The sequence below is a fragment of the Pseudomonas sp. FG-3G genome, from assembly GCF_901007645.1.
Taxonomy (GTDB): Bacteria; Pseudomonadota; Gammaproteobacteria; order Pseudomonadales; family Pseudomonadaceae; genus Aquipseudomonas; species Aquipseudomonas rhizophila.
Genome location: NZ_CAAKGZ010000029.1, coordinates 21729 through 45282, shown reverse-complemented (window position 1 = coordinate 45282; position 23554 = coordinate 21729). Strand labels below are relative to the sequence as shown.

The window sequence follows — 23554 nt, the reverse complement described above, 5'->3', positions numbered from 1 at the left end:
GGGGCGAATAGGACTGAGCCCGCAGTTTAAGTCGATAGCCGGCTATTCGATAGCCTCGTAAGGAAGTCCGACGTAGTTTTCCGCGATGGTTTTTCGACCCGCCTCGGAGTCGACGAAATATTCCAGCTCCGCTTCGCTGATGCGCTGGTTGAAGGCGTCGTCGTCGAAGCGGTGCAGCATGGACGTCATCCACCAGGAGAAACGCTCGGCTTTCCACACCCGTCGCAGGCAAATGGCGGAATATTTTTCCAGCAAGTCCGTACGGCCGTCGCGATAGACCTTGAGCAGAATGTTGAACAGCGTGCTGACGTCGCTGGCCGCCAGGTTCAGCCCCTTGGCGCCGGTGGGCGGAACGATGTGGGCCGCGTCCCCCACCAGGAACATCCGTCCATACTGCATTGGCTCGACCACGAAGCTGCGCAGCGGCGCGATGCTTTTCTCGATGGAGGGACCTGTCACCAGGGCTTGGGCCAGGTCGGCTGGCAGGCGGTTTTTCAGTTCAGACCAGAAGCGCTCGTCCGGCCAATCGGCCACTTGCTCCTCGGCGGGCACTTGCAGGTAATAACGGGTGCGAGTCTTGGAACGCATGCTGCACAGGGCAAAACCGCGTTCGTGACGGGCGTAGACCAACTCCTCGTGAACCGGTGGGGTGTCGGCCAGGATGCCGAGCCAGCCAAACGGGTAGACCCGCTCGAAGACCTTGAGTTTTTCCGCGGGGATCGACTGGCGCGCCACACCATGGAAACCGTCACAACCGGCAATGTAGTCGCAGTCCAGGCGCCAGGTTTGCCCTTGGTGCTCGAAGGTCACGAAGGGGTTGTCGGTCTGCATGTCGTGGGGCTGGGCATCGCCGACCTGATAAAGCGTGCGGGCGCCGGCGGCTTCTCGGGCGGCCATCAGGTCGCGGGTGACTTCGGTCTGGCCGTAGATCATGACGTTTTTACCGCCAGTCAGCCCCTTCAGATCGATGTGCACCCGACGACCGTTGAGCGCCAGCTCAAAGCCGTCATGGGGCAGTCCCTCGGCGTCCATGCGCTGGCCGACGCCGGCCTGGCGCAGCAGTTGGGCCATGCCTTGCTCCAGCACACCGGCGCGGATGCGGCTCAGCACATAGTCCGGGGTCTGGCGTTCGAGGATCACCGTGTCAATTCCAGCGTTGTGCAACAACTGGCCGAGCAGCAGCCCAGAAGGGCCGGCACCGATAATGGCAACTTGGGTCTTGAGGGTTTTCATTGTTGTTATGACTCGCACGAAGCACCTGACCAGGGTCGGTGTTGATTGGGGTGCTTGCATTTTTCGCTTGCGGACCTGTCAATTGAAGGGGAAAACTGAGCCGATACCTGTACTTTCTACCAATCGGTGCGATTATCGCCCGCAACCCAGGCCGATCCTCGTGATGAAAAAAACAGACCTGCCTTCAATCCCGGTATTCAAGCTCTACGGCGAGAGCCAGGATTGGCCGACTCCGGACCTGCTGCACTGTGAAACCATTTCCAAGCGCAGCCGAGAGCACCAATGGGAGATCAAACCCCATCGGCACGCCGATCTCTGTCAGTTGTTGTTTGTCTTCAAGGGCCAGGCGGAGCTGGAAATCGAAGGCCAGCGCACCCGGCTTGACGAGCCGGCGGTGCAGATCCTGCCGCCGTTGTCGGTGCATGGCTTCCGTTTTTCCGAGGATGTGCAGGGTTACGTGGTGACCCTGGCCGCACCGCTGGTGACGCACCTGCAATCGCAGCTGGGTCATTCGGTCAACGTGCTGGCCCAGGCCGAAAGCTACCCGGCCCTGGAAGATGCCGAGTACCTCAATAGCCTGTTCAGCGCCCTGCAGGCTGAATACGGTGGGCATCAGCCGGCCCGGGAAATGCTGATGCATGCCTTGGTCAGCGTGATCATGGTCTGGGTCAGTCGTCAGGTGATGCAGCGGCGCACGCAGGCCCAGCGCCCACAACGCGCGCGGGAGTACCTCAACGGGTTCATTCAGTTGGTGGAAGAAACCTATCGCCAGCATGTCAAGGTCGAAGACCTGGCCCATCGTCTGGGCATCTCCGTGTCGCACCTCAACGGCACCTGTCGGGAACTGGCGGGGCAGCCGGCCCTGCAGATCATGCATGAGCGCCAGCTGCTGGAGGCCAAACGGCTGCTGACGTACACCGGCATGACGATCTACGAGATCTCTGAAATGCTCGGCTTTTCCGACCCGACCAATTTCACCCGGTTGTTTCGCCGGCGGGTTGGCATCTCTCCCAAGGCATTCCGGGACCGGCTCAAGACCGATCAACCGGACGACTGAACACGCCTCAGCGCAAGGCGTTCAGGGTCGCGGTGTGAGGAATGCAGCGTTCGAAGTTGCAACTGGCGTATTCACGCGGCAGTTGCCTGGTCTGTTCGACCCGATAGGCCGCCGTGCCATACAGCGCAAGCGTGGCGGTGCAGGTGACAAAAATGGTGAGGCGTCTTTTTGTTTTGATGTTCATGGCGATGACCTCTGAACGAATACCCGTGGGTACTACTTTCAGCATAGGTCAGCCGTAGCGGGTTGCCAGCCAGTCAGTGGTTTGATGTAACCGATATTCAGGACGCTGATAACCCTTTGTGGGAGCGGGCTTGCTCGCGAATGCGGTGGGTCAGCCCCCATTGATGTTGACTGTTGCACCGCTATCGCGAGCAGGCTCGCTCCCACAGGGAATTGGGGGCTTTGAACCAGGTTACTCCAGGTGTTCAGGCTTCATCGGGTCGCCCGGCTTGACGTCCAGTTGCTTGCGCACGTCTTCGAACATCTCGTCGTAGTACTTGTGCATCGAGCCGATGCTGGCGGTCTTGGGCAGGCCGTATTTCTGGGCGATGCGCGTGGCATGGCGGGCGAAGTCGAAGGCTTGGTCCTTGGCCAGGAAAAATTCTTCGTCCACAGGCTTGTCTTCAACGGTGCCATGCACCCGGAACGACATGCCCGTGCCCTCTTTTTTGTTCTGGTCGACCTTATAGTCGATGCACAGGTTATAGCTGAAATCATCCTTGTTCAGTGCATGGCGTTCCATGTGCAGGTGACCGGGTTCGAACATGGCCATAAACGACTCTCCTTCGAAGGCGTGGGTGTAGGGCAGACCGTGAATCTGCCCCGCAAGTTTCCTGTTATCGATAAGCGATGCCAAGTTGGGCCGTGCTGATGCGGGTGCCGGCGGTGCCTTGGACGATCGCTTCGATGTCCGAGAGTGAGCCGATCACCGCGACCTTGCCAGTGTTGCGGGCAAATTCGCAGGCGGCCTGGACTTTCGGCCCCATGGAACCGGCGGCGAACCCCAGCTTGTCCATTTCATCGGGGTGGGCCTGGGCAATGGCTTTCTGGGTCGGCTTGCCGAAATCGACGAACGCGGCGTTGACATCGGTGGCAATCACCAACAGATCGCTTTCCAGTTGTTCAGCCAGCAGCGCCGAGCACAAGTCTTTGTCGATCACCGCTTCCACGCCCCGTAGCTTGCCGTCGGCGTCGTACATCGTCGGGATACCACCCCCGCCAGCGCAGATCACGATGCTGCCTTTTTCCAGCAGCCACTTGATCGGGCGGATTTCGAAGATGCGCTTGGGGCGAGGGCTGGCGACCACGCGGCGGAACTTGTCACCATCCGGGGCGATGGACCAGCCTTTTTCAGCCGCGAGTTTTTCCGCCTCAGCCTTTGTGTAGACCGGGCCAATGGGCTTGGTGGGGTTCTGGAAGCCTGGGTCGTTGGCGTCCACTTCGACCTGGGTCAACAACGTGGCGAACGGCACTTCGAAGTCCAGCAGGTTGCCCAGTTCCTGTTCGATGATGTAACCGATCATGCCCTCGGTCTCGGCGCCGAGCACGTCCAGCGGATACGGCGAGACCGAGGTGTAGGCCGCGGCCTGCAGCGACAACAGGCCGACCTGGGGGCCATTGCCGTGGGCGATGACCAGCTCGTTGCCGGGGTGGATTTTGGCGATCTGTTCGGTCGCCGTGCGGATGTTGCTGCGTTGGTTGTCGGCGGTCATGGGTTCACCCCGACGCAGAAGGGCGTTGCCGCCCAGGGCTACGACGATGCGCATAATGCTGTCCTCTGACAGAAAAAATAATGGACGACTCGGCCCCCTTGTGGGAGCTGGCCTGTGGGAGCATGGCTTGCCCGCGATGGCATCGCCTGGTCCATCAGCTACACCCAGGTGCCTGCATCGCGGGCAAGCCTTGCTACCACAGTTCTGCTCCAGAACGCGCGAGTTGCCTGAGGTTCTAGATATCCGCCAGCGCCGACACCAGGATCGCCTTGATGGTATGCATGCGGTTTTCCGCTTGCTCGAAGGCGATGTTGGCCGGGGATTCGAACACCTCCTCGGTCACTTCCACGCCATTGGCCAGGTTCGGATAGCGCGCGGCGATGTCCTTGCCGACCTTGGTTTCGCTGTTATGGAACGCCGGCAGGCAGTGCATGAATTTCACCCGCGGGTTGCCCGAGGCCTTCATCATTTGCGCGTTGACCTGGTAGGGCAGCAGTTGCTCGATGCGCTCGTCCCAGGCTTCCACCGGCTCGCCCATGGAGACCCAGATGTCAGTGTGGATGAAGTCCACACCCTTGACGGCTTCCTTCGGGTCCTCGGTGATGGTGATGCGTGCGCCGCTTTCGGCGGCGAAGGTCTGGCACTGGTCGATGAAATCCTGGTGCGGCCACAGGGCCTTTGGCGCACCGATGCGTACGTCCATGCCCAGTTTGGCGCCGATCATCAGCAGCGAATTGCCCATGTTATAGCGGGCATCGCCCAAGTAGGCGTAGCTGATGTCGTGCAGCGGCTTGTCGCTGTGCTCGCGCATGGTCAGGGTGTCGGCGATCATTTGAGTGGGGTGGAATTCAGCGGTCAGGCCGTTGAACACCGGCACGCCGGCGAATTTGGCCAGCTCCTCGACGATCTCCTGCTCGAAGCCGCGATACTCGATGGCGTCGAACATCCGTCCCAGCACCCGGGCGGTGTCTTTCATGCTTTCCTTGTGGCCGATCTGCGACGACACCGGGTCGATGTAGGTGACGTGGGCGCCCTGGTCATGGGCCGCGACTTCGAAGGCGCAGCGGGTGCGGGTCGAGGTTTTCTCGAAGATCAGCGCGATGTTCTTGCCCTTGAGGTGTGGCTGCTCGGTGCCGGTGTACTTGGCACGCTTGAGGTCGCGGGACAGGTCCAGCAGATAGTGCAGTTCGCGGTTGGTGTGGTGCATCAAGCTCAGCAGGCTGCGGTTGCGCATGTTGAAAGCCATGATTTGGATCTCCTTGGGTTTCGGTTATCCCCTGGGCCGGTATTGGGTGAATACCGGCCCAGGCTCAAAGGTCAGTAGTCGATCGGGTCGCGAATGATCGGGCAGGTCATGCAGTGACCACCGCCCCGGCCGCGGCCCAGTTCGCTGGCGCTGATGGTAATGACTTCCACCCCGGCCTTGCGCAGCAGGGTGTTGGTGTAGGTGTTGCGGTCGTAGCCGATCACCACGCCCGGTTCCAGGGCCACCACGTTATTGCCGTCGTCCCATTGTTCGCGTTCGGCGGCAAAGCTGTTGCCGCCGGTTTCCACCACCCGCAGCGCCGGCAGCTTGAGGGCCGTGGCGACGGTGTCGAGGAAGCTGCCTTCTTCGCGACGTATATCGATGCCGCCGGGCTTGCTCTCGTCTGGGCGCAGGGAGAAGGCGACGATCTGGCTCACCACTTCCGGGAAAACCGTCACCAGGTCGCGATCGCAGAAGCTGAACACGGTGTCCAGGTGCATGGCGGCGCGGGATTTCGGCAAGCCGGCGACGATCACCCGTTCCACGGCCTTGTGCTTGAACAGGTTCAGCGCCAGTTGACCGATGGCCTGGCGCGACGAGCGTTCGCCCATGCCAATCAGCACGACGCCGTTGCCAATGGGCATCACGTCGCCGCCTTCGAGGGTCGCGTTGCCGTGATCCTGGTCCGGGTCGCCGTACCAGATCTGGAAGTCAGCCTGGGTGAACTCCGGGTGGAACTTGTAGATGGCGCTCGCCAGCAGGGTTTCCTGGCGGCGTGCCGGCCAGTACATCGGGTTCAGGGTCACGCCGCCGTAGATCCAGCAAGTGGTGTCGCGGGTGAACTGGGTGTTGGGCAGCGGCGGCAGGATGAAACTTGAGTGCCCGAGAAAGTCGCGGAACATCTGGATGGTTTTGCCGCCGAAGCTGTCCGGCAGGTCATCGGCCGAGACGCCGCCGATCAGGAATTCGGCGATATGGCGTGGCTCCAGGCTGCGCAGCCAGGAACCGACTTCATTCACCAGGCCCAGGCCCACCGAGTTGGCGGTGATCTTGCGCTGCAGGATCCAGTCCAGGGCTTCGGGGATGGCGACGATGTCGGTCAGCAGGTTGTGCATTTCCAGCACGTCGATGTCACGCTCGCGCATCTTGGTGACGAAATCGAAATGATCGCGCTTGGCCTGGTTGACCCAGATCACGTCGTCGAAAAGCAGCTCGTCGCAGTTGTTCGGGGTCAGCCGCTGATGGGCCAGGCCTGGGGAACACACCATGACTTTACGTAATTTACCGGCTTCGGAATGAACGCCGTATTTCACTTTTTCCGTGGTCATTACAAATCCTCCAGTTAAGACAATCAGCCAGCTACAAGGTCAGGAAGCCGTCGTAGAGCCCATAGGCGGCCATCAGGGCGCCTGCGATCACTGCGGCGAAAATCAGCTTCTCGACAGAGGTGAAAATCGGTTTGCCCAGCTCGCGCTTGGCCTTGGCGAACAGGATCGCGCCGGGGGCGTAGAGCAGGGCGGAGAGCAGCAGGTATTTGATCCCGCCGGCATACAGCAGCCACACCGCGTAGATCAGGGCGATAGCCGCCACGGTCAGATCCTTGCGGCGGTCGGCCAGGGCGTTTTCGTAGGTCTCGCCGCGTACCGCCAACAGCACGGCGTAAGCCGCCGACCACAGGTAGGGCACCAGGATCATCGAGGTGGCGAGGTAGATCAGTGACAGGTAAGTGCTGGCCGAGAACAAAGTGATGATCAGGAACAGCTGGACCATCGCATTGGTCAGCCACAGGGCGTTGGCCGGTACGTGGTTGGCGTTCTCCCGGCGCAGGAACTCGGGCATGGTGTGGTCCTTGGCCGCGGCGAACATGATCTCGGCGCACAGCAGCACCCAGGACAGCAGGGCACCGAGCAGCGAGATGATCAGGCCGACGCTGATCAGCACCGCGCCCCAATGGCCGACGACGTGCTCCAGCACGGCGGCCATGGACGGGTTCTGCAACTTTGCAAGTTCAGGCTGGGTCATGATGCCCAGGGACAGCACGTTCACCAGTACCAGGAACAGCAGCACGGTGATGAAACCGATCACGGTCGCCTTGCCTACGTCTGTGCGTTTCTCGGCACGGGCGGAAAATATGCTTGCCCCTTCAATGCCGATGAACACCCACACGGTGACCAGCATCATGTTGCGCACCTGATTCATCACGCTGCCCAGGTCCGGGTTCTTCAAGCCCCAGATATCGGCGGTGAAGATATCGAGCCTGAAGGCGAACACCGCGATCAGCACGAACAGCAACAGCGGCACCACCTTGGCGATGGTGGTCACCAAGTTGATGAACGCCGCTTCTCTGATGCCCCGCAGGACCAGCCAATGCACCGCCCAGAGCAGCACTGATGCACCGATCACCGCCGCGACGGTATTACCCTCGCCAAACACCGGGAAGAAGTAGCCCAGGGTGCTGAACAACAGCACGAAGTAACCGACGTTGCCCAGCCAGGCGCTGATCCAGTAACCCCAGGCCGACGAGAAGCCCATGTAGTCACCGAACCCGGCCTTGGCATAGGCATATACACCGCCGTCCAGATCGGGTTTACGGTTGGCCAGGGTCTGGAATACGAAAGCCAGGGTCAGCATGCCGACGGCGGTAATGGCCCAGCCGATGAGCACGGCGCCGACATCGGCACTGGCCGCCATATTTTGCGGCAAGGAAAAGATTCCGCCGCCGATCATCGAACCGACGACCAGGGCGACCAGTGCACCCAATCGAAGTTTTGCGGGGGTATCAGACATTTGCGAGACTCCAGCGCAGGAGAAGAGAATCAACAGACTAAGTCGATTTGAAAGTTGAATAGCTGATCTGGATCAGTGCATGACAACATTCCATTGTTAATGAAGGCGTTAACGGCGTCCGTAGGCGTCTGTAGTTGTGCGAAAGGCCCACTCTATGGGGCGTTCGGCAGGGGAATATAAAGTTTCCTTCCCTCGGGATTATTCACGCTAGTTGATTTTCAATGAGTCGCAACTATTTTGTAGGCTGCTGACATGACAAAAATAATCTTGCCACATGGACTTTTTAATTGATGCCCTTGGACAATGGTCGGTCCATAAGTATTTGGACTTTTCGTGGATGGCGTTATTCAAAAACGTTATGTCGCTTTATTTACTTATTTAAATAGTGAGAGAACATGCCGCAGCCCATCGAAAAGTTACCCCTCGGCGCCCTGATCGCATTGGTGGTGGGGTCGATGATCGGTGGAGGGATCTTTTCCCTGCCGCAAAACATGGCGGCTCGGGCGGATGTCGGAGCGGTGCTCATTGGCTGGGCCATTACCGCCGTCGGCATGCTGACCCTGGCCTTTGTGTTCCAGACCCTGGCCAATCGCAAGCCGGAACTGGACTCGGGCGTGTATGCCTATGCCAAGGCCGGGTTCGGTGACTACATGGGTTTTTCGTCCGCCTGGGGGTACTGGATCAGCGCCTGGATGGGCAACGTCGGTTACTTCGTGCTGCTGTTCAGTACCTTGGGCTATTTCTTCCCGGTGTTCGGCCAAGGCAATACGCCGGTGGCCATCGGCTGTGCATCGTTGCTGCTGTGGGCGGTGCATTTCCTGGTGCTGCGGGGCATCAGAGAAGCGGCGTTCATCAACCTGGTGACCACCGTGGCCAAGATCGTGCCGCTGTTGATGTTCGTTGTAATGGCCGGGGTGGCCTTCGAGGCCGAGATTTTCACCCGCGATATCTGGGGCACACTGAGCCCGGACCTGGGCAGTGTGATGGACCAGGTCCGGCACATGATGCTGGTCACGGTGTTCGTGTTCATCGGTATCGAAGGCGCCAGTGTGTATTCGGCGCGGGCAGAAAAACGCGCGGACGTAGGGCGTGCGACAGTGATCGGATTCCTCGGGGTGTTGGCGTTGCTGGTGCTGGTGAATGTGCTGTCCCTGGGGGTCATGAGCCAGCCTGAACTGGCGCAGTTGCAGAACCCATCCTTGGCCGGCGTCCTGGAGCATATCGTCGGGCCGTGGGGCGCGTTGCTGATCAGTGTGGGACTGGCGGTGTCACTGCTCGGCGCGCTGCTGTCCTGGGCGTTGTTGTGCGCGGAAATTCTTTACGCCACCGCTCGGGACAAGACCATGCCGGCATTCCTGACCAGGGAAAACGCCAACCATGCGCCGGTCAATGCGCTGTGGCTGACCAATGGCATGATCCAGCTGTTTTTGTTGATCACGCTGTTTTCCGCCGGTACCTACACCAGCCTGATCTATCTCGCCTCGTCGATGATTCTGGTGCCGTATCTGTGGTCGGCGGCCTATGCGGTGCTGCTGTGCGCCCGTGGGGAAACCTATGAACAGGCCTCGGCTCGGCGCATGAAAGACCTGTGCATCGGTGGCGTTGCCCTGTGCTACGCGGTGTGGTTGTTGTATGCCGGTGGCGTGAAATACCTGCTGTTGTCGGCGCTGTTGTATGCGCCCGGGGTGATCCTGTTCGCCCAGGCCAAGCGAGAGCAGGGGCAGCCCTTGTTCACTCACGTTGAGAAGGGGGTCTTTGCCTGTGTGATGGCCGGGGCGGGCATGGCGGCTTATGGGTTGTACAGTGGGTTTTTGGCGCTTTGAGGCGAAGGTCAGCTTTTTGGGGGCGTTGAGGGATTTATGTGGGAGCAAGTCTTGCTCCCACATAAATCCCCTCGCCACAACGGACGGTCGTCACCACCGGGCCCGATGCGCGCCCAACTCCGCCGCCGGCAAGGTCCATTGCAGTGGTGTTCCGGTGATTTTCAAGGGCACCTGCAGGCGATGGGCCGGTCCCCACGGCGTCTGTTCGACCACCAGTCCCTGATCATCCTCGGCCTCGGCCCGCAATGAGGTCGGATCCCCCGCGCCACGTTCGATCAACAGCTTCGCCGTGCGCGCCAGTGACAAGCGTGCCGAGCCGCCCTGGCCGCTCATCAATCGTCGGGACAGCAACACAATCGCGCTGGCGGCCATCAGGTATCCGGTGCCGTGGTCCAGGGCCTGCACCGGCAGCGGGGTTGGCTTGTCTGTGTGTTTCCAGCCCATGCCGGCTTCGGCGATGCCGCTGCTCATTTGCACCAGGCTGTCGAAGCCGCGCCGGTTCTGCCAGGGGCCGCTCCAGCCGTAGGCGTTGAGGCTGACATCGATCAGACCAGGGGCGATTCGCTGGCGTTGTTCGGCACCGTAGCCCAAACGTTCCAGGGCGTCGGCGCGGTAGCCATGCAGGAGGATGTCGGTGTCCTTGAGCAGAGCCTCGAAAGCCACGCGATCTTCAGCTCGGTGCAAATCCAGGCGGGCGCAGCGTTTGCCGAGGGTGACTTCCGGCACCACGCCGGGCTCGTTCCAGCTCGGTGGGTCGATGCGCAGCACGTCGGCTCCCAGGCCTGCGAGGAACCGGCTGGCGATGGGGCCTGCCAGGACGCGGGTCAGGTCCAGTACCTTGAGGCCCGCCAGTGGCTGGGTCACGGAGCCGAGCCAGGGCTTGCGCTGCTCTCCAGTCGTTTCACTCAGGTGCACCAGCGGCTCGGCATTGACTGCCAAGCCTTGAGGGTGGGTTTGCCACGCTTGCCATGAACGCATCTCGGCGGCGCAACCGCCCGCCTCGACCACCGCCTGCTCCAGCTCGGCCTTGTTCCAGCGAGCCACCCTGGCCGCCATGTCGGCGCGGTCGGTGCAGGTGCCGAGGACTTTTTCCGCGGCAAGGCGATGATGCGGCGCATTGGTGTGCAGGCGAATCCAGCCGTCGGTGGTTGGGTAGTCGCCGGCTACCGGATCCCACATCGGCGGTACGCTCCAGCCGATGGGGCGCAGGGAGGTGGAGAACCAGAACGACGCCAGCCGTCGGTCGACCTCCAGGGCCGGCAGACGGCCGGTTTGTTGGTGGATGAGCTCGGCGGCGGCTTGGCCGGCTGCGGCAATGCTGGCGCAGGCCAGCTCCGTGACGGCGAACGCCGACGGCAGGGCACCGACGCCGGTGAAGGTGATCGGGGTCGTGGGCAAACCAAGCGCGGCTTGCATGGACGTGAGCAGATCTGACATCGAAAGCCCTCCGGAACGAGAGGGCGATCATAGTTCAAAATCGCGTTGGGGGCCGCTTTGCGGCCCAGCGGGAGCAAGCTCCCGCACTTGTTCCGGGCGGAACCAGATCCACAGGTTACCCAGGACCATGCCGGCCAAGGCCAGATACACCGGCCAGCCGTGGTCGAGCATCACCAGCATCAGCCCGGCGCAGAACAGCATGCTGGCGGTGGCAACGACCTTGGTCCGGCGCGGGATGACCTTGCCGTTGCGCCAGTTGTGCAGCATCGGCCCGAACAGCCGGTGACTTTCCAGCCAGGCGCTCAGTCGCGGTGAACTGCGGGTGGCGGCCCAGGCTGCCAACAGGATGAACTCGGTGGTCGGCAGGCCGGGCACGACGATGGCGATCAGGCCGATGGCCAGGCTGGTGTAGGCGAGCAGGGCGAAGAGTAGTTGGGCGGTTTTCGAGGCTGGACAGTTCATGAACTTCTTTCAGGCCTACGCATTTCCTTGTGGGAGCGAGCCTGCTCGCGATAGCTGTGTGCCAGGCGCCATCATTGGAGGCTGACACACCGCAATCGCGAGCAGGCTCGCCCCCACAGGCAGTGGTGGTGAATTTCAGGCCAGTTCAGCTTCATAGGCGTGCTCGAGCAACACCGTAAACCGATTGAAGGCATCCAGCGCGCCTTTGTCCGCTTCGGCTTCCTGCTGTTCAGTGAAGGCCAGGCCGTCGAGGGTGCGGATGAAGGTTTTCCAGCCTTCAGCACGACCGCCGGCAGGTTCTGCCAGGTGCCGAGCGCCGAAGGTTTCGCTCAGGCCCAGGCCGACGGCGCGCTTGATCAAAAATGCAGCACCGAGCTTGGAGCCTTCGGAGACAAACAGCCAACCCAGGGCCTCGGCCTGGGTCGGATTTTTTACCGCGCCGGCTACTGGCGCGGGGACGTCGGTGTCCAGGTCCGCAAGATCTGCCTTGGCCGCTTCTGCCCGGCAACGGGCCGGCAGGTCGGGGATCAGGCTGGACAGTTCGGCGTCGTTGTACAGCGCCACCAGTTCCGATTGGAACAGGTACTGGGCCACGACGAAGCGGGCGAAGTTGGCCTTGGTTTCGAACGGGGCGTGGGCCTTGACCAGTGCATCGAGCCTGCTGTGGGGCTCGTGGGTGATCTGGTTCAAGCGTTGGGAGCGTAAAACGGGGTGTTGGGTAGTCATGAAAAACTCCTTCGAATGAGCACATTGTGGCGAGAGGCTGTGGGAGCAAAGCTTGCTCGCGAACAGGCGCCTCGATTCCTGGAAGACCGCATCACCTTCATCGCGGGCAAGCCTTGCTCCCACATGACGCTCCTCGCCACAGGTATTTGTTTTGCCTGGCAAGCGAGTCAGATATCCCAGATCAGATTGACCGCGAAATTACGCCCGGGCTGGGTCAGACGGTCGAGGTTGGCGGGGCTCAGCACCGCTGCTTCGCCAACGCTGTCGTAGCCACGCACGTCATCCCACAGCCAGTACTTCTTGTCGGTGAGGTTGTAGAGACCACCGCTGACGGTGACGTCGTGGGTCACCTTGTAGAAACCGGTCAGGTCGAGGATGCCGAAGCCCGGGGTCTTGAACTGGCTGCTGACGCCATCGGGCGAGTTGAAGTTGCTGTCGTCGACGCGGTCTTTTTTCTTGACCAGGGTCCAGCTGAGCAACGTGCCGAACCGGTCCTGCTCGTAACCCAGGCCGAACACGCCGGTGAGCGGGTTGACGCTGTTGATCGGCTCGCCTGTGTCGTTATTGCGACCGTAGGCATAGGCCACCGAGCCTTGGGTGTACAGGCCTTGCGGTGCGCCGAACAGATCCAGGTTCAGGCGTCCCTTGACCTCGGCGCCCTTGATGGTGGCGTGCTTGATGTTGTTGCTCTGGAAGGTCAGCGCATCGGCCCCGGGCGTGATCGCATCTTCGTTGATGAAGTCGCGATACTTGTTGTAGAACACCGCCACATCGAACGAACCGGAGTCGAAACGGCCCCGCAGGCCAGTCTCATAGCTTTTGCTTTTTTCCGGTTCCAGATCGGGGTTGGGTTCCACGCTGTAGCCGGCGCCGGGATTGTCAAAGCGACCATACAGCGCCTTGGCGGTTGGCGTGCGGAAGCCTTCGGCGTACTGGCCGTACCAGGTGTACTGGTCGCTCAGGGCGTAGGTCAGGCCGAATTTGGGCGAGACGCGATGCCAGGTCTTGTTCTTGTCGCTGACTTGACCGCCGCTGGTGGGGTCCACGGTGTTGAGGAATGCCTCGGTCAGGTGCGGCTTGAGCCGCGTGTAGTCGTAACGCAGGGCCGGCGTGAAAGTCCATCGGTTCCAACGGATCTGATCCTGGGCGAACAGGCTGTAGGTGTTGATGGTCGGGTCCGGGAAGTCGCTGGCTTTTTCCAGCACGTCCCGGGTGCTGATGGCACCGACGGCTGAGCAACCCACGCCGACGGCCAGACAGACGCCATTGCCACTGCGCGAACCGGTGACTTTCTGCTGCTTGATCGTGGTGCCGTAGGTCAGCGCGTGATCGGTGTCGGCGAGGCTGAAGGCCTTGTCCAACTGGGCGTCGAGAACCCACTGTTTTTCTTCGTAGAGGGTCTCTCGTGTGCGTAGCACCTGGCGGGTGATGGGGAAGTAAAACTCGGCGGTGCTCTGGTCGGTCTTGGCGATCTGGTGGTTCAGGCTCCACTTCACGTGGTCGGCGAGCAGGCTGTCGAGGGCGAAGCTGTGCTCCAGGCCGAAGCGCTCGCGGCTGATGGTGTCGTTACCGGTGCGCCACTGATACATGCCGCCGGGCAATACAAAGTCAGGAATTGCCGGCTGGCCGTCGGAGTAGGGGCCGCCATAGGCACTTTTCAGATCGGTGTCCCGGTCATCCTTGTACTTCTCGTAGACCAGACCCAGGCGCGAATCATCGTTGTAGTTCCAGCCGAGCTTGGCCAGCACATTGTGGGTGCGCACGTCTTCGGGGTTGGCCGCGGTGCGGTCCAGGCCGGTGCCGTTGTTATTGCCGTAGGATTGGGTTTCATGACCGTCGCGCTGGCTGTAATGCAACAGGCCGTCGAACGGCCCACTGCGACCTGCGAGGGTGGCGGATTTGAGCCAGCTTTCGTCGGCGGAGCTGTAGCCGGTCTTCAGGCGGGCGCCGACGTCGTTACCCGGTTTGATGATGTCGTCCGGATCAAGGGTGAAATAACTGACGGCGCCGCCGATGGCATTGCTGCCGTACAGCACCGAGGCCGGGCCGCGGAGGATCTCCACGCGCTTGACGATTTCCGGGTCCACGTAATTGCGCTGGGTCTTGGCGTACGGGCCGTTGAAGAAACCCCCGGGAATTTCCACACCGTCGACCTGCGTCAGCACCCGGTTGCCGTCGATTCCGCGAATATTGTAGCCGCTGATGCCGCCGCGCTGGCCTGCCCCACCCACTGAAACGCCGGGTTCATAGCGCACCAGATCCTTAAGGGTGTTGACGTTGTTGCGGTCCAGTTCCTGCCGGTCGTAGACGCTGACGCTGCTGGGTACGCTGACGATGTCCTGTTCCTGGCGTGTGGCGCTGATCGTCACCTGTTGCAGGTTCAGTACGCTGCTGGTGCTGTGCTTTTGCAGAACAATGCTGGTGTTGCCCAGTTTGCGGTAGCTCAGGTTGGTCCCCACCAACAAGCGCTCCAGGGCTTTTTCCGCTGGCAGCGAGCCGTTGACGCCCGGCGACGCGACGCCTTCGGCCAGTTCTGCGGGCAAGCCGACCTGCCAGCCCGTGACGGCGGTGAACGCATTCAGTGCCGAGACCAGCGGTTGCTGGGCAATGGCAAAGGTGTAATCACCGATATTGCGCGCAGGCGGCTGCACGGTGGTGGCGGCGAGGGCGGTCGGCGCGGTGCCGGCGATCAGGATGGCGGCGGTCAGCAATGACAGCGTGCACGCAGGGGCAAGGGACCGGCGGGTAAGGCGAGAGGACATCGATAGCGCTCCGTGTCGCATCTGTTATAGGTGCAGATGATTTCGCTGGATGCGAATCAATTGCATTGGCTATAACGAGACGAACCAGCGAGGCCTATCGAGTAAAAATAATTCTCATTTAGTTCAGGATCACCAGCGCCGGGAATTCCTGGAGGCGCGCAGAGGTGATGTGGGCCAGAGAACGGACCACGTCCAGCGGCTGATCGAGGCGATAATTGCCGGTCACTGCGACCTGGGCCAACTGTTCGTTGTTGTTGATGATCCAGCCAGGGTAGTAGCGTCGCAGCTCGGCCAGTACCTGGTTCAGCGGTCGATTCTCGAACACCAGTCGTCCCTGGACCCACGCCAGATCGGTGCTGGCATCCATCCGTGCAGGGCGGTCGAAGCCGTTGGGGCCGATGCGGATGCTTTCCCCGGCCGACAGCCTGACATGGGCGTCATAACGCGTGGCCCGCAAATCCACATCACCGCGCTGCACCTGCACTTGCGTCACGCCATCGAGGTAGCGCACCGCGAAGGTGGTGTTGCTGACGCTGGCGATGACCGGCCCGGCGTCGATTTGCAGAGGCAGGGTGCGTGTGTCCGGGACTTCGAAAAACGCCTCGCCTTTGTACAACCGAGCTATGTGCCGTTGGTCGTTGAACGTGCTGGAAAAGGCCGAGTCGGTGTTGAGCAGGACCTTGGAGCCATCCTCCAGTTGCAGGCGCTGGCGTTCACCGACCACGGTCAGGTGATCGGCCTGCAGGCGCAGGGGCAGGTCGCTGAAGTTGAACAGGCCCAGAAACAGCACGGCAGCGGTGGCCAAGGGTTTCCAATGGGCGCGCAAGCGTGACAGTGCACTGGCTTGGGGGCGGCCTTTGAGTTGCCGGGCGCTTTGCATCACTTGCGGGCCGTTCCAGATCGCCTGGGCCCGCTTGAATGCCTGACCATGGCGCGGATCGGCCGCCAGCCAGGCCTGGAACTGCCGGGTCTGCTCCTCGCTGGGGTTGTCCAGCAGAATGAGCCAGTCCAGCGCCTGTTCCATGGCATGGGCGGTGTCCTGCGCCGCAGCGTGCTCAGGGGCACGTTGTTTGTCTGTCACGGTGGTTCCTCGCAGTGTCTTTTGCACGGCTATTTAGCGTCAGCGACCAAGCCTAGCAGGGTCGCAGGCCAGCGCAATCGGCGACGGCCTCTTAGAGAAAATCCTTACAGGTTCAGTCGCCACCAAGGCGTTCGGCCACGCCCACACAGATCGCCATGATCAGCTTCAGTTCCTTCTGCACGGTGCTCAGCGACACGTCCAGCCGTTTAGCGATGTCCTGGTAACTGTGACCGTGCAGCCGGCTGAGGATAAAAATCTGCTGCTGTCGCGGGCTCAGCGCTTGCAGGCGGAGATTGAGGCGTTCGAGCATCTGCTCGGCATGGGCCGCGTCTTCGGCGCTGCTTTGGGGGGCGACCACGTTGTGGACAACTTCCTGCGGCACGTCGTCCAGCAGGGTCCGGGACTGAATACGCCGCGCACGCAAGTGGTCCAGCGCCAGGTTGCGGGCGGTCTGGAAAACGAAGGGTTCGAGGTGCTCGACCGTGCGCTCGCCCAAGGCGCGAGTGACACGCAGGTAGGTTTCCTGAAGCAGGTCTTCGGCGGTGCTGGGGTTGTTGACCATGCGCTGGAGGGTGCGCAGCAGTGGCGTGCGCTGGGCAAGGAAGACGTGATGAAAGCGCGATTGACTCACGGTAGGGCCCGATTCGATTTGACTAGATGATAATGCTTATCATCCAGTTGATGGGTCAAGCCCTCATTTCACCACCCCGATTCCATGTGGGGAGCAAGCCTGGGAAGCAGGCCTGTGGAAGCAAACCTGTGGGAGCAAAGCTTGCTCCCACATTACCGGCTGCGCGGTGAGTTACTCGGCGTTACACAACGCCAGGCAGTTATCCAGCATGCGGTTGGAGAAGCCCCATTCGTTGTCATACCAGGCCAGTACCTTGAGCAGCTTGCCGCTGGCCTTGGTGTGGTTGGCGTCGAAGATCGACGACAGCGGGTTGTGGTTGAAATCGCTGGAGACCAGCGGCAGGGTGTTGTAGCCGAGAATTTTCGAATGCTGGCTGGCCTGGCGCAGCAGTTCGTTGACTTCTTCGGCCGACGCTTCACGCTTGAGCTGCACGGTCAAATCCACCAGCGACACGTTGATCACCGGCACGCGCACGGCCATGCCGGTCAGCTTGCCCGCCAGTTCCGGCAGCACCAGGCCCACCGCCTCGGCGGCACCGGTCTTGCTCGGGATCATGTTCTGCGTGGCCGAACGGGCGCGGTATGGGTCGCTGTGGTAGACGTCGGTCAGGTTCTGGTCATTGGTGTAGGCATGGATCGTGGTCATCAGGCCGCTTTCGATGCCCAGCTCGCGGTGCAGCACCTGAGCCACCGGGGCCAGGCAGTTGGTGGTGCACGAAGCGTTGGAGATGATCTGGTGGGACTGGCGCAAAATATCGTGGTTCACGCCGTACACCACGGTGGCGTCGGCACCCTTGGCCGGGGCCGAAATGATCACCTTGCGGGCGCCGGCGCTGATATGGGCGGCGGCCTTGGCGCGGTCGGTGAACAAACCGGTGCATTCGAACACGACGTCGATTTTTTCGGCGGCCCAGGGCAGTTCGGCCGGGTTGCGGATGGCGCTGACCGAGATACGGTCACCATTGACCGTCAGGCTTTCGTGATCGTGCTGCACGTCGGCATCGAAGGTGCCGTGAACCGTGTCGAACTTGAGCAGATGAGCATTGATTGCGCTGTCGCCCAGGTCGTTGATGGCGACGATCTGCAAGTCGCGACGATAACCTTGGGTATACAGTGCACGGAGGACGTTGCGGCCGATGCGGCCAAAACCATTGATTGCGATTCGAAGAGTCATTAACTGCGCCGCCGTCGATTTGTTGTTGGAATTACAAGATTATTCGCATAAAAATAGAAAACAAGCCTTTTTAGTGGCAATATTTTGTTTTATCTACAACGAGTGACCTGAATCAACTGGTCCGAATGGTCAAGAAATCCGCTGTCGCCCAATGCGTGGCGGGGTTTTGACCAGCATAGACAATCAGGTCGCCACACCCGTTAGCCTGGAGTTCTACACATGCATCCCCGCGTACTTGAGGTCACCGAACGGCTTATCGCCCGCAGCCGCGCCACGCGTCAGGCTTACCTTGCATTGATCCGCGGTGCAGCCAGCGACGGTCCGATGCGCGGTAAGTTGCAATGCGCCAACTTCGCCCACGGCGTGGCCGGTTGCGGCACCGAAGACAAGCATCACCTGCGGATGATGAATGCCGCCAACATCGCCATCGTGTCTTCCTACAACGACATGCTCTCGGCCCACCAGCCCTACGAAACCTTCCCGGAACAGATCAAGAAAGCCTTGCGCGAGATCGGCTCGGTCGGCCAGTTTGCCGGTGGCACGCCGGCCATGTGCGATGGCGTGACCCAAGGTGAGGCGGGGATGGAGCTGAGCCTGCCGAGCCGCGAAGTGATCGCACTGTCGACGGCGGTCGCGTTGTCCCACAACATGTTCGACGGCGCACTGATGCTCGGCATCTGCGACAAGATCGTGCCAGGCCTGATGATGGGCGCGTTGCGTTTCGGTCATTTGCCGACGATTTTCGTGCCAGGCGGGCCCATGGTCTCAGGCATTTCCAACAAGCAGAAAGCCGATGTGCGTCAGCGCTATGCCGAGGGCAAGGCCACCCGCGAAGAGCTGCTGGAGTCGGAGATGAAGTCCTACCACAGCCCCGGCACCTGCACCTTCTACGGCACGGCCAACACCAACCAGTTGTTGATGGAGGTAATGGGCCTGCACTTGCCGGGTGCCTCGTTCGTCAATCCGAACACGCCGTTGCGTGATGCGCTGACTCGCGAAGCGGCGTTCCAGGTCACGCGCCTGACCAAGCAGAGCGGCAACTTCATGCCCATCGGCGAAATCGTCGACGAGCGGTCGCTGGTCAATTCCGTTGTCGCGCTGCACGCCACCGGCGGTTCCACCAATCACACCTTGCACATGCCAGCCATTGCCATGGCCGCAGGCATCCAGCTGACCTGGCAGGACATGGCCGACCTCTCCGAGGTGGTGCCGACCCTGAGTCACGTCTATCCGAACGGCAAGGCCGACATCAACCACTTCCAGGCGGCGGGCGGCATGTCGTTCCTGATCCGCGAATTGCTGGAAGCCGGCTTGCTCCACGAAAACGTCAACACCGTGCTGGGTCACGGCCTGAGCCGCTACACCCAGGAACCGTTTCTCGAAGACGGCGAACTGGTATGGCGCGAAGGCCCGATCGAAAGCCTCGATGAAAACATCCTGCGCCCGGTGGCCCGCGCGTTCTCGGCCGAGGGCGGGTTGCGGGTGATGGAAGGCAACCTGGGGCGCGGCGTGATGAAAGTCTCGGCGGTGGCCCTGGAAAACCAGGTCGTCGAAGCCCCGGCCATGGTCTTCCAGGATCAACAGGACCTGGCCGATGCGTTCAAGGCCGGCCTGCTGGAAAAAGATTTTGTCGCGGTGATGCGCTTCCAGGGCCCGCGCTCCAATGGCATGCCGGAGCTGCACAAGATGACACCGTTCCTCGGCGTATTGCAGGATCGCGGTTTCAAAGTGGCGTTGGTGACGGATGGGCGCATGTCCGGCGCGTCGGGGAAAATTCCGGCGGCTATCCACGTCAGTCCCGAAGCCTACGTCGGCGGCGCATTGGCCCGCGTGCAGGAGGGCGATATCATCCGCGTCGATGGCGTCAAAGGCACCTTGGAATTGAAGGTGGACGCCGAGGAATTCGCCGCACGCACACCGGCCAAGGGTTTGTTGGGCAACAACATTGGCACCGGTCGCGAGCTGTTTGGTTTCATGCGCATGGCCTTCAGCTCGGCAGAGCAGGGCGCCAGCGCCTTCACTTCTGCCCTGGAGACGCTTAATTGAAACTGGCTTTGGTCGGTGACATCGGTGGGACCAACGCCCGGTTCGCCTTGTGGAAGAACCACAACCTGGAAAACATCCAGGTGCTGGCGACCGCGGATTACGCCTGCCCCGAAGATGCCATCAAGGTTTACCTGAGCGGCGTAGGCCTGAAGCCGGGTTCGATCGGTTCGGTTTGCCTGTCCGTGGCGGGGCCGGTCAGCGGCGATGAGTTTCGCTTCACCAACAATCACTGGCGCCTGAGCAATCTGGCCTTTTGCAAGACCCTTGAGGTCGAGAAGCTGCTGCTGGTCAATGACTTTTCGGCCATGGCCCTGGGCATGACGTGCTTGCGTCCCGATGAATACCGGGTTGTCTGCGAGGGCACGCCGGAACCGTTGCGTCCGGCGGTGGTGATCGGTCCTGGCACCGGGCTGGGTGTGGGCACGTTGCTGGATTTGGGCGGCGGTCGTTTTGCGGCATTGCCGGGGGAGGGTGGCCATGTCGACCTGCCCATGAGCAGCCCGCGGGAAACCCAGCTGTGGCAGCACATCTACAACGAGATCGGTCATGTCAGTGCCGAAACCGCCCTGAGCGGCAGCGGGTTACCTCGGGTGTACCGCGCCATCTGCGCGGTGGATGGCCATACGCCGGTGCTCGACACGCCCGAATCCATCACCGCCGCCGGCCTGGCCGGAGACCCCATTGCCCTGGAAGTGCTCGAGCAATTCTGCCGCTGGCTGGGGCGAGTGGCCGGTAACAATGTGCTGACGGTGGGTGGGCGTGGCGGTGTATACATCGTCGGCGGGGTGGTCCCGCGATTCGCCGATTTTTTCCTTGAAAGTGGTTTCGCCCGTTGCTTCGCCGACAAGGGCTGCATGAGCGATTATTTCAAGGGCATTCCAGTCTGGCTGGTGACGGCGCCGTATTCCGGGCTGATGGGCGCGGGTGTGGCGTTGGAGCAATCGACTCCAGTTTGAAATGTGATCCCCTGTGGGAGCGAGCTTGCTCGCGATGACGGAGTGTCAGTCGCCATTGATGTTGACTGATACACCGCTATCGCGAGCAAGCTCGCTCCCACAGGGGTTTTGTAGTGTGTTTGTAGTCCTCATCCATCAGGCATAATCGCCCCAACCCAAACAACAAGGACGAGGCCCCGTGAGTTCAGTGAACAAATCGATTTTGTTGGTCGACGACGACCAGGAGATTCGCGAACTGCTGGACACTTACCTCAGTCGCGCGGGTTTTCAGGTACGTACTACCCCTGATGGCGCCGGGTTTCGCCAGGCACTTAACGAAGCAGCCAGCGATCTGGTGATCCTCGACGTGATGTTGCCCGACGAGGACGGCTTCAGCCTTTGCCGCTGGGTTCGCCAGCACCCGCGCCAGGCCCACGTACCAATCATCATGCTCACGGCCAGTTCCGACGAGGCCGACCGGGTTATCGGCCTTGAGCTGGGGGCCGATGATTATCTGGGCAAACCTTTCAGTCCGCGTGAACTCCAGGCGCGCATCAAGGCGCTGTTGCGTCGTGCGCAGTTTGGCCAGGAACGCTCCGGCGGCGAAGTGTTGGCCTTCGACGAGTGGCGGCTGGACATGGTCAGCCATCGACTGTTCCACACCGACGGCGAAGAAGTGATCCTCTCCGGCGCCGATTTCGCCTTGCTCAAGCTGTTTCTTGACCATCCCCAGGAAATCCTCGACCGCGACACCATTGGCAACGCCACTCGCGGTCGGGAGTTGATGCCCCTGGACCGAATCGTCGACATGGCGGTCAGTCGTCTGCGCCAGCGCCTGCGTGACACCGACAAGCCACCACGGTTGATCCGCACGGTGCGCGGCAGTGGTTATCAACTGGCGGCCAGTGTGATTGCCAGCAATGGTCATTGATTGGATCAAGAAAATCGCCCGCCGGGTGCCGGTGCCGCGTTCGTTGCTTGGAAGAATGCTGCTGCTGACCCTGCTGGTGGTGCTGTTCGCCCAGACCTTGTCCAGCCTGATCTGGGTCTCGCAACTGCGCGCCACCCAGCTCGAAGGCCTGGTCACCAGCGCCCGTAGCCTGGCCCATTCGATGACCGCCAGTGTCAGCTATCTGCGCTCGTTGCCGGTGGCTTACCGGCCATTGGTGCTGGATCAATTGCGCAGCATGGGCGGCACGCGGTTTGTCGTCACGCTCAACGACAAACCCCTGGGCATGGACGTGCTGCCGGTTACGCCGCGCAAGTTGGCGGTGCTCAAGGCGGTGGACGACGTACTGCGAAAATCCCTGGGCAACAGCGCCGACATCTCGGTGAAGTTTGTCAGTCCCGAAGACCTGCGGATTTTCAACGGCGGCCTGAAGCTTGATGAATTGCCGCGCTCCTGGGCCCACTACGCCTTGACCCTGGAACCGGTGAACCCGCCGGTGCTGGTCACGCAAATCCAGATGGCGCCGGGCGAATGGCTGTACATCGCTTCGCTGCTGCCCGAGCCCTACACCAGCCTTGAAGAGCAGAGCCTGCCGACGCAGCAGGTCGGTTTCATCGTGCTGACCAGCAGCCTGTTGTTGCTGTTCATCGGTTTGCTGGTGCATTGGCAGAGCCGGCCCCTCAAACGCCTGGCCCGCGCGGCACGCGACATGTCCCTGGGCGCCGAAGTGGAACCGGTAGCTGAAGGCGGCGGCAGCGAAGTGGTGGAAGTGGGCAGGGCATTCAATGCCATGCGTGAACGCATCAGCCGTTACCTGACCGAACGCAGCCAATTGTTCAGCGCGATTTCCCATGACTTGCGCACGCCGATCACGCGGCTGCGCTTGCGGGTCGAACTGCTGGAGGACGAAAACCTGCAGGCCAAGTTCGGCCGCGACCTGGACGAGCTGGAGTTATTGGTCAAAGGTGCGTTGCAATGCGTCAAGGACACCGACATTCACGAAAACATCGAGCCGGTGGACCTCAACCATGTGCTCGATTGCCTGGTCGAGCCGTACCTGGCGCCCAATGGCAATGGTCGGGTGACCCAGGATGGCCGCGCGTTGGCGCCGTATCCTGGCAAGCCACTGGCCCTCAAGCGCTGCATCGGTAACCTGATCGACAATGCGCTGAAGTACGGGCAAAACGCCCATTTGCACATCGATGACGATGACACCGCGTTCATCCTGCACGTCGACGACGAGGGGCCAGGTGTGCCGGAGCAACGTCTGGAGCAAGTCTTCGAACCGCACTTTCGCCTGGCCGGGCAGCAGCAGGGCTATGGCCTGGGCCTGGGCATCGCCCGCAACATCGCCCATAGCCATGGCGGCGAAGTCAGCCTGCAGAACCTGCGCGAGGGTGGGTTGCGGGTGACATTGCAGTTGCCTCGCAGTGTGGATTAGTCGGACCGCGTTATCGTTGATCGCGAGCAGGCTCGCTCCCACAGGGCTCG

General features: G+C 61.3%; 20 protein-coding genes. 6 read left to right on the top strand and 14 right to left on the bottom strand.

Annotation, left to right across the window (positions count from 1 at the left end):
• Nucleotides 1-42 precede the first annotated feature (42 nt).
• Entirely contained in the window at nt 43-1233 is a 1191-nt protein-coding gene (pobA, locus tag PSEUDOMOFG3G_RS20415; RefSeq protein ID WP_139050987.1) for a 4-hydroxybenzoate 3-monooxygenase, read from the bottom strand.
• A 163-nt stretch (nt 1234-1396) separates the two neighbouring features.
• On the opposite strand from pobA, the gene PSEUDOMOFG3G_RS20410 reads away from it, so the two are divergent.
• Complete coding sequence (locus tag PSEUDOMOFG3G_RS20410; RefSeq protein WP_139050986.1) at nt 1397-2290, top strand: helix-turn-helix domain-containing protein; 894 nt, start codon at nt 1397-1399, stop codon at nt 2288-2290.
• Nucleotides 2291-2297: 7 nt separating this feature from the next.
• On the opposite strand, the gene PSEUDOMOFG3G_RS20405 is transcribed toward PSEUDOMOFG3G_RS20410, so the two are convergent.
• The 6 genes from PSEUDOMOFG3G_RS20405 to arcD (PSEUDOMOFG3G_RS20380) all read right to left on the bottom strand — a co-directional run bounded on the left by PSEUDOMOFG3G_RS20405 (nt 2298) and on the right by arcD (PSEUDOMOFG3G_RS20380) (nt 8038).
• Nucleotides 2298-2474 (bottom strand): hypothetical protein, encoded by a 177-nt coding sequence (locus tag PSEUDOMOFG3G_RS20405; RefSeq protein WP_171061414.1) that lies wholly within the window; start codon nt 2472-2474, stop codon nt 2298-2300.
• Nucleotides 2475-2705: 231 nt separating this feature from the next.
• Nucleotides 2706-3065 (bottom strand): DUF5064 family protein, encoded by a 360-nt coding sequence (locus tag PSEUDOMOFG3G_RS20400; RefSeq protein ID WP_047228380.1) that lies wholly within the window; start codon nt 3063-3065, stop codon nt 2706-2708.
• A gap of 64 nt (nt 3066-3129) precedes the next feature.
• A complete protein-coding gene (arcC, locus tag PSEUDOMOFG3G_RS20395) occupies nt 3130-4059 on the bottom strand; it encodes a carbamate kinase (protein WP_047228379.1) in 930 nt (309 codons plus the stop codon).
• Nucleotides 4060-4240: 181 nt separating this feature from the next.
• On the bottom strand, nt 4241-5251 hold the full coding sequence (locus PSEUDOMOFG3G_RS20390) for an ornithine carbamoyltransferase (RefSeq protein WP_139050985.1): 1011 nt from the start codon (nt 5249-5251) through the stop codon (nt 4241-4243).
• A gap of 71 nt (nt 5252-5322) precedes the next feature.
• A complete protein-coding gene (gene arcA / locus PSEUDOMOFG3G_RS20385) occupies nt 5323-6579 on the bottom strand; it encodes an arginine deiminase (RefSeq protein WP_107321619.1) in 1257 nt (418 codons plus the stop codon).
• Between the two features lie 31 nt (nt 6580-6610).
• Nucleotides 6611-8038 (bottom strand): arginine-ornithine antiporter, encoded by a 1428-nt coding sequence (gene arcD, locus PSEUDOMOFG3G_RS20380; protein ID WP_139050984.1) that lies wholly within the window; start codon nt 8036-8038, stop codon nt 6611-6613.
• A gap of 395 nt (nt 8039-8433) precedes the next feature.
• Here arcD (PSEUDOMOFG3G_RS20380) and arcD (PSEUDOMOFG3G_RS20375) point away from each other — a divergent pair, with 395 nt between their 5' ends.
• On the top strand, nt 8434-9861 hold the full coding sequence (gene arcD / locus PSEUDOMOFG3G_RS20375) for an arginine-ornithine antiporter (protein WP_047228375.1): 1428 nt from the start codon (nt 8434-8436) through the stop codon (nt 9859-9861).
• A 90-nt stretch (nt 9862-9951) separates the two neighbouring features.
• Here arcD (PSEUDOMOFG3G_RS20375) and PSEUDOMOFG3G_RS20370 read toward each other — a convergent pair whose 3' ends face one another.
• The 7 genes from PSEUDOMOFG3G_RS20370 to gap form a co-directional block, all read right to left on the bottom strand.
• Complete coding sequence (locus PSEUDOMOFG3G_RS20370; protein ID WP_076386058.1) at nt 9952-11298, bottom strand: CoA transferase; 1347 nt, start codon at nt 11296-11298, stop codon at nt 9952-9954.
• Nucleotides 11299-11325: 27 nt separating this feature from the next.
• The gene (locus tag PSEUDOMOFG3G_RS20365) at nt 11326-11760 is read right to left on the bottom strand and encodes a YbaN family protein (RefSeq protein ID WP_139050983.1); all 435 of its coding nucleotides are present in this window, start codon (nt 11758-11760) and stop codon (nt 11326-11328) included.
• Between the two features lie 135 nt (nt 11761-11895).
• Entirely contained in the window at nt 11896-12486 is a 591-nt protein-coding gene (locus tag PSEUDOMOFG3G_RS20360; protein WP_139050982.1) for a biliverdin-producing heme oxygenase, read from the bottom strand.
• 167 nt (nt 12487-12653) lie between these two features.
• Nucleotides 12654-15248, bottom strand: a complete 2595-nt coding sequence (locus PSEUDOMOFG3G_RS20355; RefSeq protein ID WP_139050980.1) for a TonB-dependent receptor — start codon at nt 15246-15248, stop codon at nt 12654-12656.
• Between the two features lie 118 nt (nt 15249-15366).
• Entirely contained in the window at nt 15367-16272 is a 906-nt protein-coding gene (locus PSEUDOMOFG3G_RS20350; RefSeq protein ID WP_218575611.1) for a FecR domain-containing protein, read from the bottom strand.
• A 169-nt stretch (nt 16273-16441) separates the two neighbouring features.
• On the bottom strand, nt 16442-16960 hold the full coding sequence (locus PSEUDOMOFG3G_RS20345) for an RNA polymerase sigma factor (RefSeq protein WP_047228369.1): 519 nt from the start codon (nt 16958-16960) through the stop codon (nt 16442-16444).
• A 171-nt stretch (nt 16961-17131) separates the two neighbouring features.
• On the bottom strand, nt 17132-18133 hold the full coding sequence (gene gap, locus PSEUDOMOFG3G_RS20340; RefSeq protein ID WP_047228368.1) for a type I glyceraldehyde-3-phosphate dehydrogenase: 1002 nt from the start codon (nt 18131-18133) through the stop codon (nt 17132-17134).
• Nucleotides 18134-18352: 219 nt separating this feature from the next.
• On the opposite strand from gap, the gene edd reads away from it, so the two are divergent.
• From edd to PSEUDOMOFG3G_RS20320, 4 genes are all read left to right on the top strand, one after another.
• Nucleotides 18353-20179: a phosphogluconate dehydratase gene (gene edd / locus PSEUDOMOFG3G_RS20335; RefSeq protein WP_047228367.1), complete on the top strand. Its 1827-nt coding sequence runs from the start codon at nt 18353-18355 to the stop codon at nt 20177-20179.
• A complete protein-coding gene (locus tag PSEUDOMOFG3G_RS20330; protein WP_139050979.1) occupies nt 20176-21135 on the top strand; it encodes a glucokinase in 960 nt (319 codons plus the stop codon). The genes edd and PSEUDOMOFG3G_RS20330 overlap by 4 nt, the downstream gene beginning before the upstream one ends.
• Before the next feature lie 178 nt (nt 21136-21313).
• The gene (locus tag PSEUDOMOFG3G_RS20325; protein ID WP_047228365.1) at nt 21314-22045 is read left to right on the top strand and encodes a response regulator; all 732 of its coding nucleotides are present in this window, start codon (nt 21314-21316) and stop codon (nt 22043-22045) included.
• Nucleotides 22035-23504, top strand: a complete 1470-nt coding sequence (locus tag PSEUDOMOFG3G_RS20320; RefSeq protein ID WP_047228364.1) for an ATP-binding protein — start codon at nt 22035-22037, stop codon at nt 23502-23504. The genes PSEUDOMOFG3G_RS20325 and PSEUDOMOFG3G_RS20320 overlap by 11 nt, the downstream gene beginning before the upstream one ends.
• The last annotated feature ends 50 nt before the right edge of the window (nt 23505-23554 follow it).

Excerpts from the sequence above, each read along its gene's own strand:
- arcA (WP_107321619.1), bottom strand. The coding sequence starts at position 6,579 with ATGACCACGGAAAAAGTGAAATACGGCGTTCATTCCGAAGCCGGTAAA.
- PSEUDOMOFG3G_RS20350 (WP_218575611.1), bottom strand. The coding sequence starts at position 16,272 with ATGGAACAGGCGCTGGACTGGCTCATTCTGCTGGACAACCCCAGCGAG.
- PSEUDOMOFG3G_RS20370 (WP_076386058.1), bottom strand. The coding sequence starts at position 11,298 with ATGTCAGATCTGCTCACGTCCATGCAAGCCGCGCTTGGTTTGCCCACG.
- pobA (WP_139050987.1), bottom strand. The coding sequence starts at position 1,233 with ATGAAAACCCTCAAGACCCAAGTTGCCATTATCGGTGCCGGCCCTTCT.
- PSEUDOMOFG3G_RS20405 (WP_171061414.1), bottom strand. The coding sequence starts at position 2,474 with ATGAACATCAAAACAAAAAGACGCCTCACCATTTTTGTCACCTGCACC.
- PSEUDOMOFG3G_RS20410 (WP_139050986.1), top strand. The coding sequence starts at position 1,397 with ATGAAAAAAACAGACCTGCCTTCAATCCCGGTATTCAAGCTCTACGGC.
- PSEUDOMOFG3G_RS20355 (WP_139050980.1), bottom strand. The coding sequence starts at position 15,248 with ATGTCCTCTCGCCTTACCCGCCGGTCCCTTGCCCCTGCGTGCACGCTG.
- PSEUDOMOFG3G_RS20360 (WP_139050982.1), bottom strand. The coding sequence starts at position 12,486 with ATGACTACCCAACACCCCGTTTTACGCTCCCAACGCTTGAACCAGATC.
- arcD (WP_139050984.1), bottom strand. The coding sequence starts at position 8,038 with ATGTCTGATACCCCCGCAAAACTTCGATTGGGTGCACTGGTCGCCCTG.
- PSEUDOMOFG3G_RS20365 (WP_139050983.1), bottom strand. The coding sequence starts at position 11,760 with ATGAACTGTCCAGCCTCGAAAACCGCCCAACTACTCTTCGCCCTGCTC.
- arcC (WP_047228379.1), bottom strand. The coding sequence starts at position 4,059 with ATGCGCATCGTCGTAGCCCTGGGCGGCAACGCCCTTCTGCGTCGGGGT.
- PSEUDOMOFG3G_RS20390 (WP_139050985.1), bottom strand. The coding sequence starts at position 5,251 with ATGGCTTTCAACATGCGCAACCGCAGCCTGCTGAGCTTGATGCACCAC.
- arcD (WP_047228375.1), top strand. The coding sequence starts at position 8,434 with ATGCCGCAGCCCATCGAAAAGTTACCCCTCGGCGCCCTGATCGCATTG.
- edd (WP_047228367.1), top strand. The coding sequence starts at position 18,353 with ATGCATCCCCGCGTACTTGAGGTCACCGAACGGCTTATCGCCCGCAGC.
- PSEUDOMOFG3G_RS20320 (WP_047228364.1), top strand. The coding sequence starts at position 22,035 with ATGGTCATTGATTGGATCAAGAAAATCGCCCGCCGGGTGCCGGTGCCG.
- gap (WP_047228368.1), bottom strand. The coding sequence starts at position 18,133 with ATGACTCTTCGAATCGCAATCAATGGTTTTGGCCGCATCGGCCGCAAC.
- PSEUDOMOFG3G_RS20400 (WP_047228380.1), bottom strand. The coding sequence starts at position 3,065 with ATGGCCATGTTCGAACCCGGTCACCTGCACATGGAACGCCATGCACTG.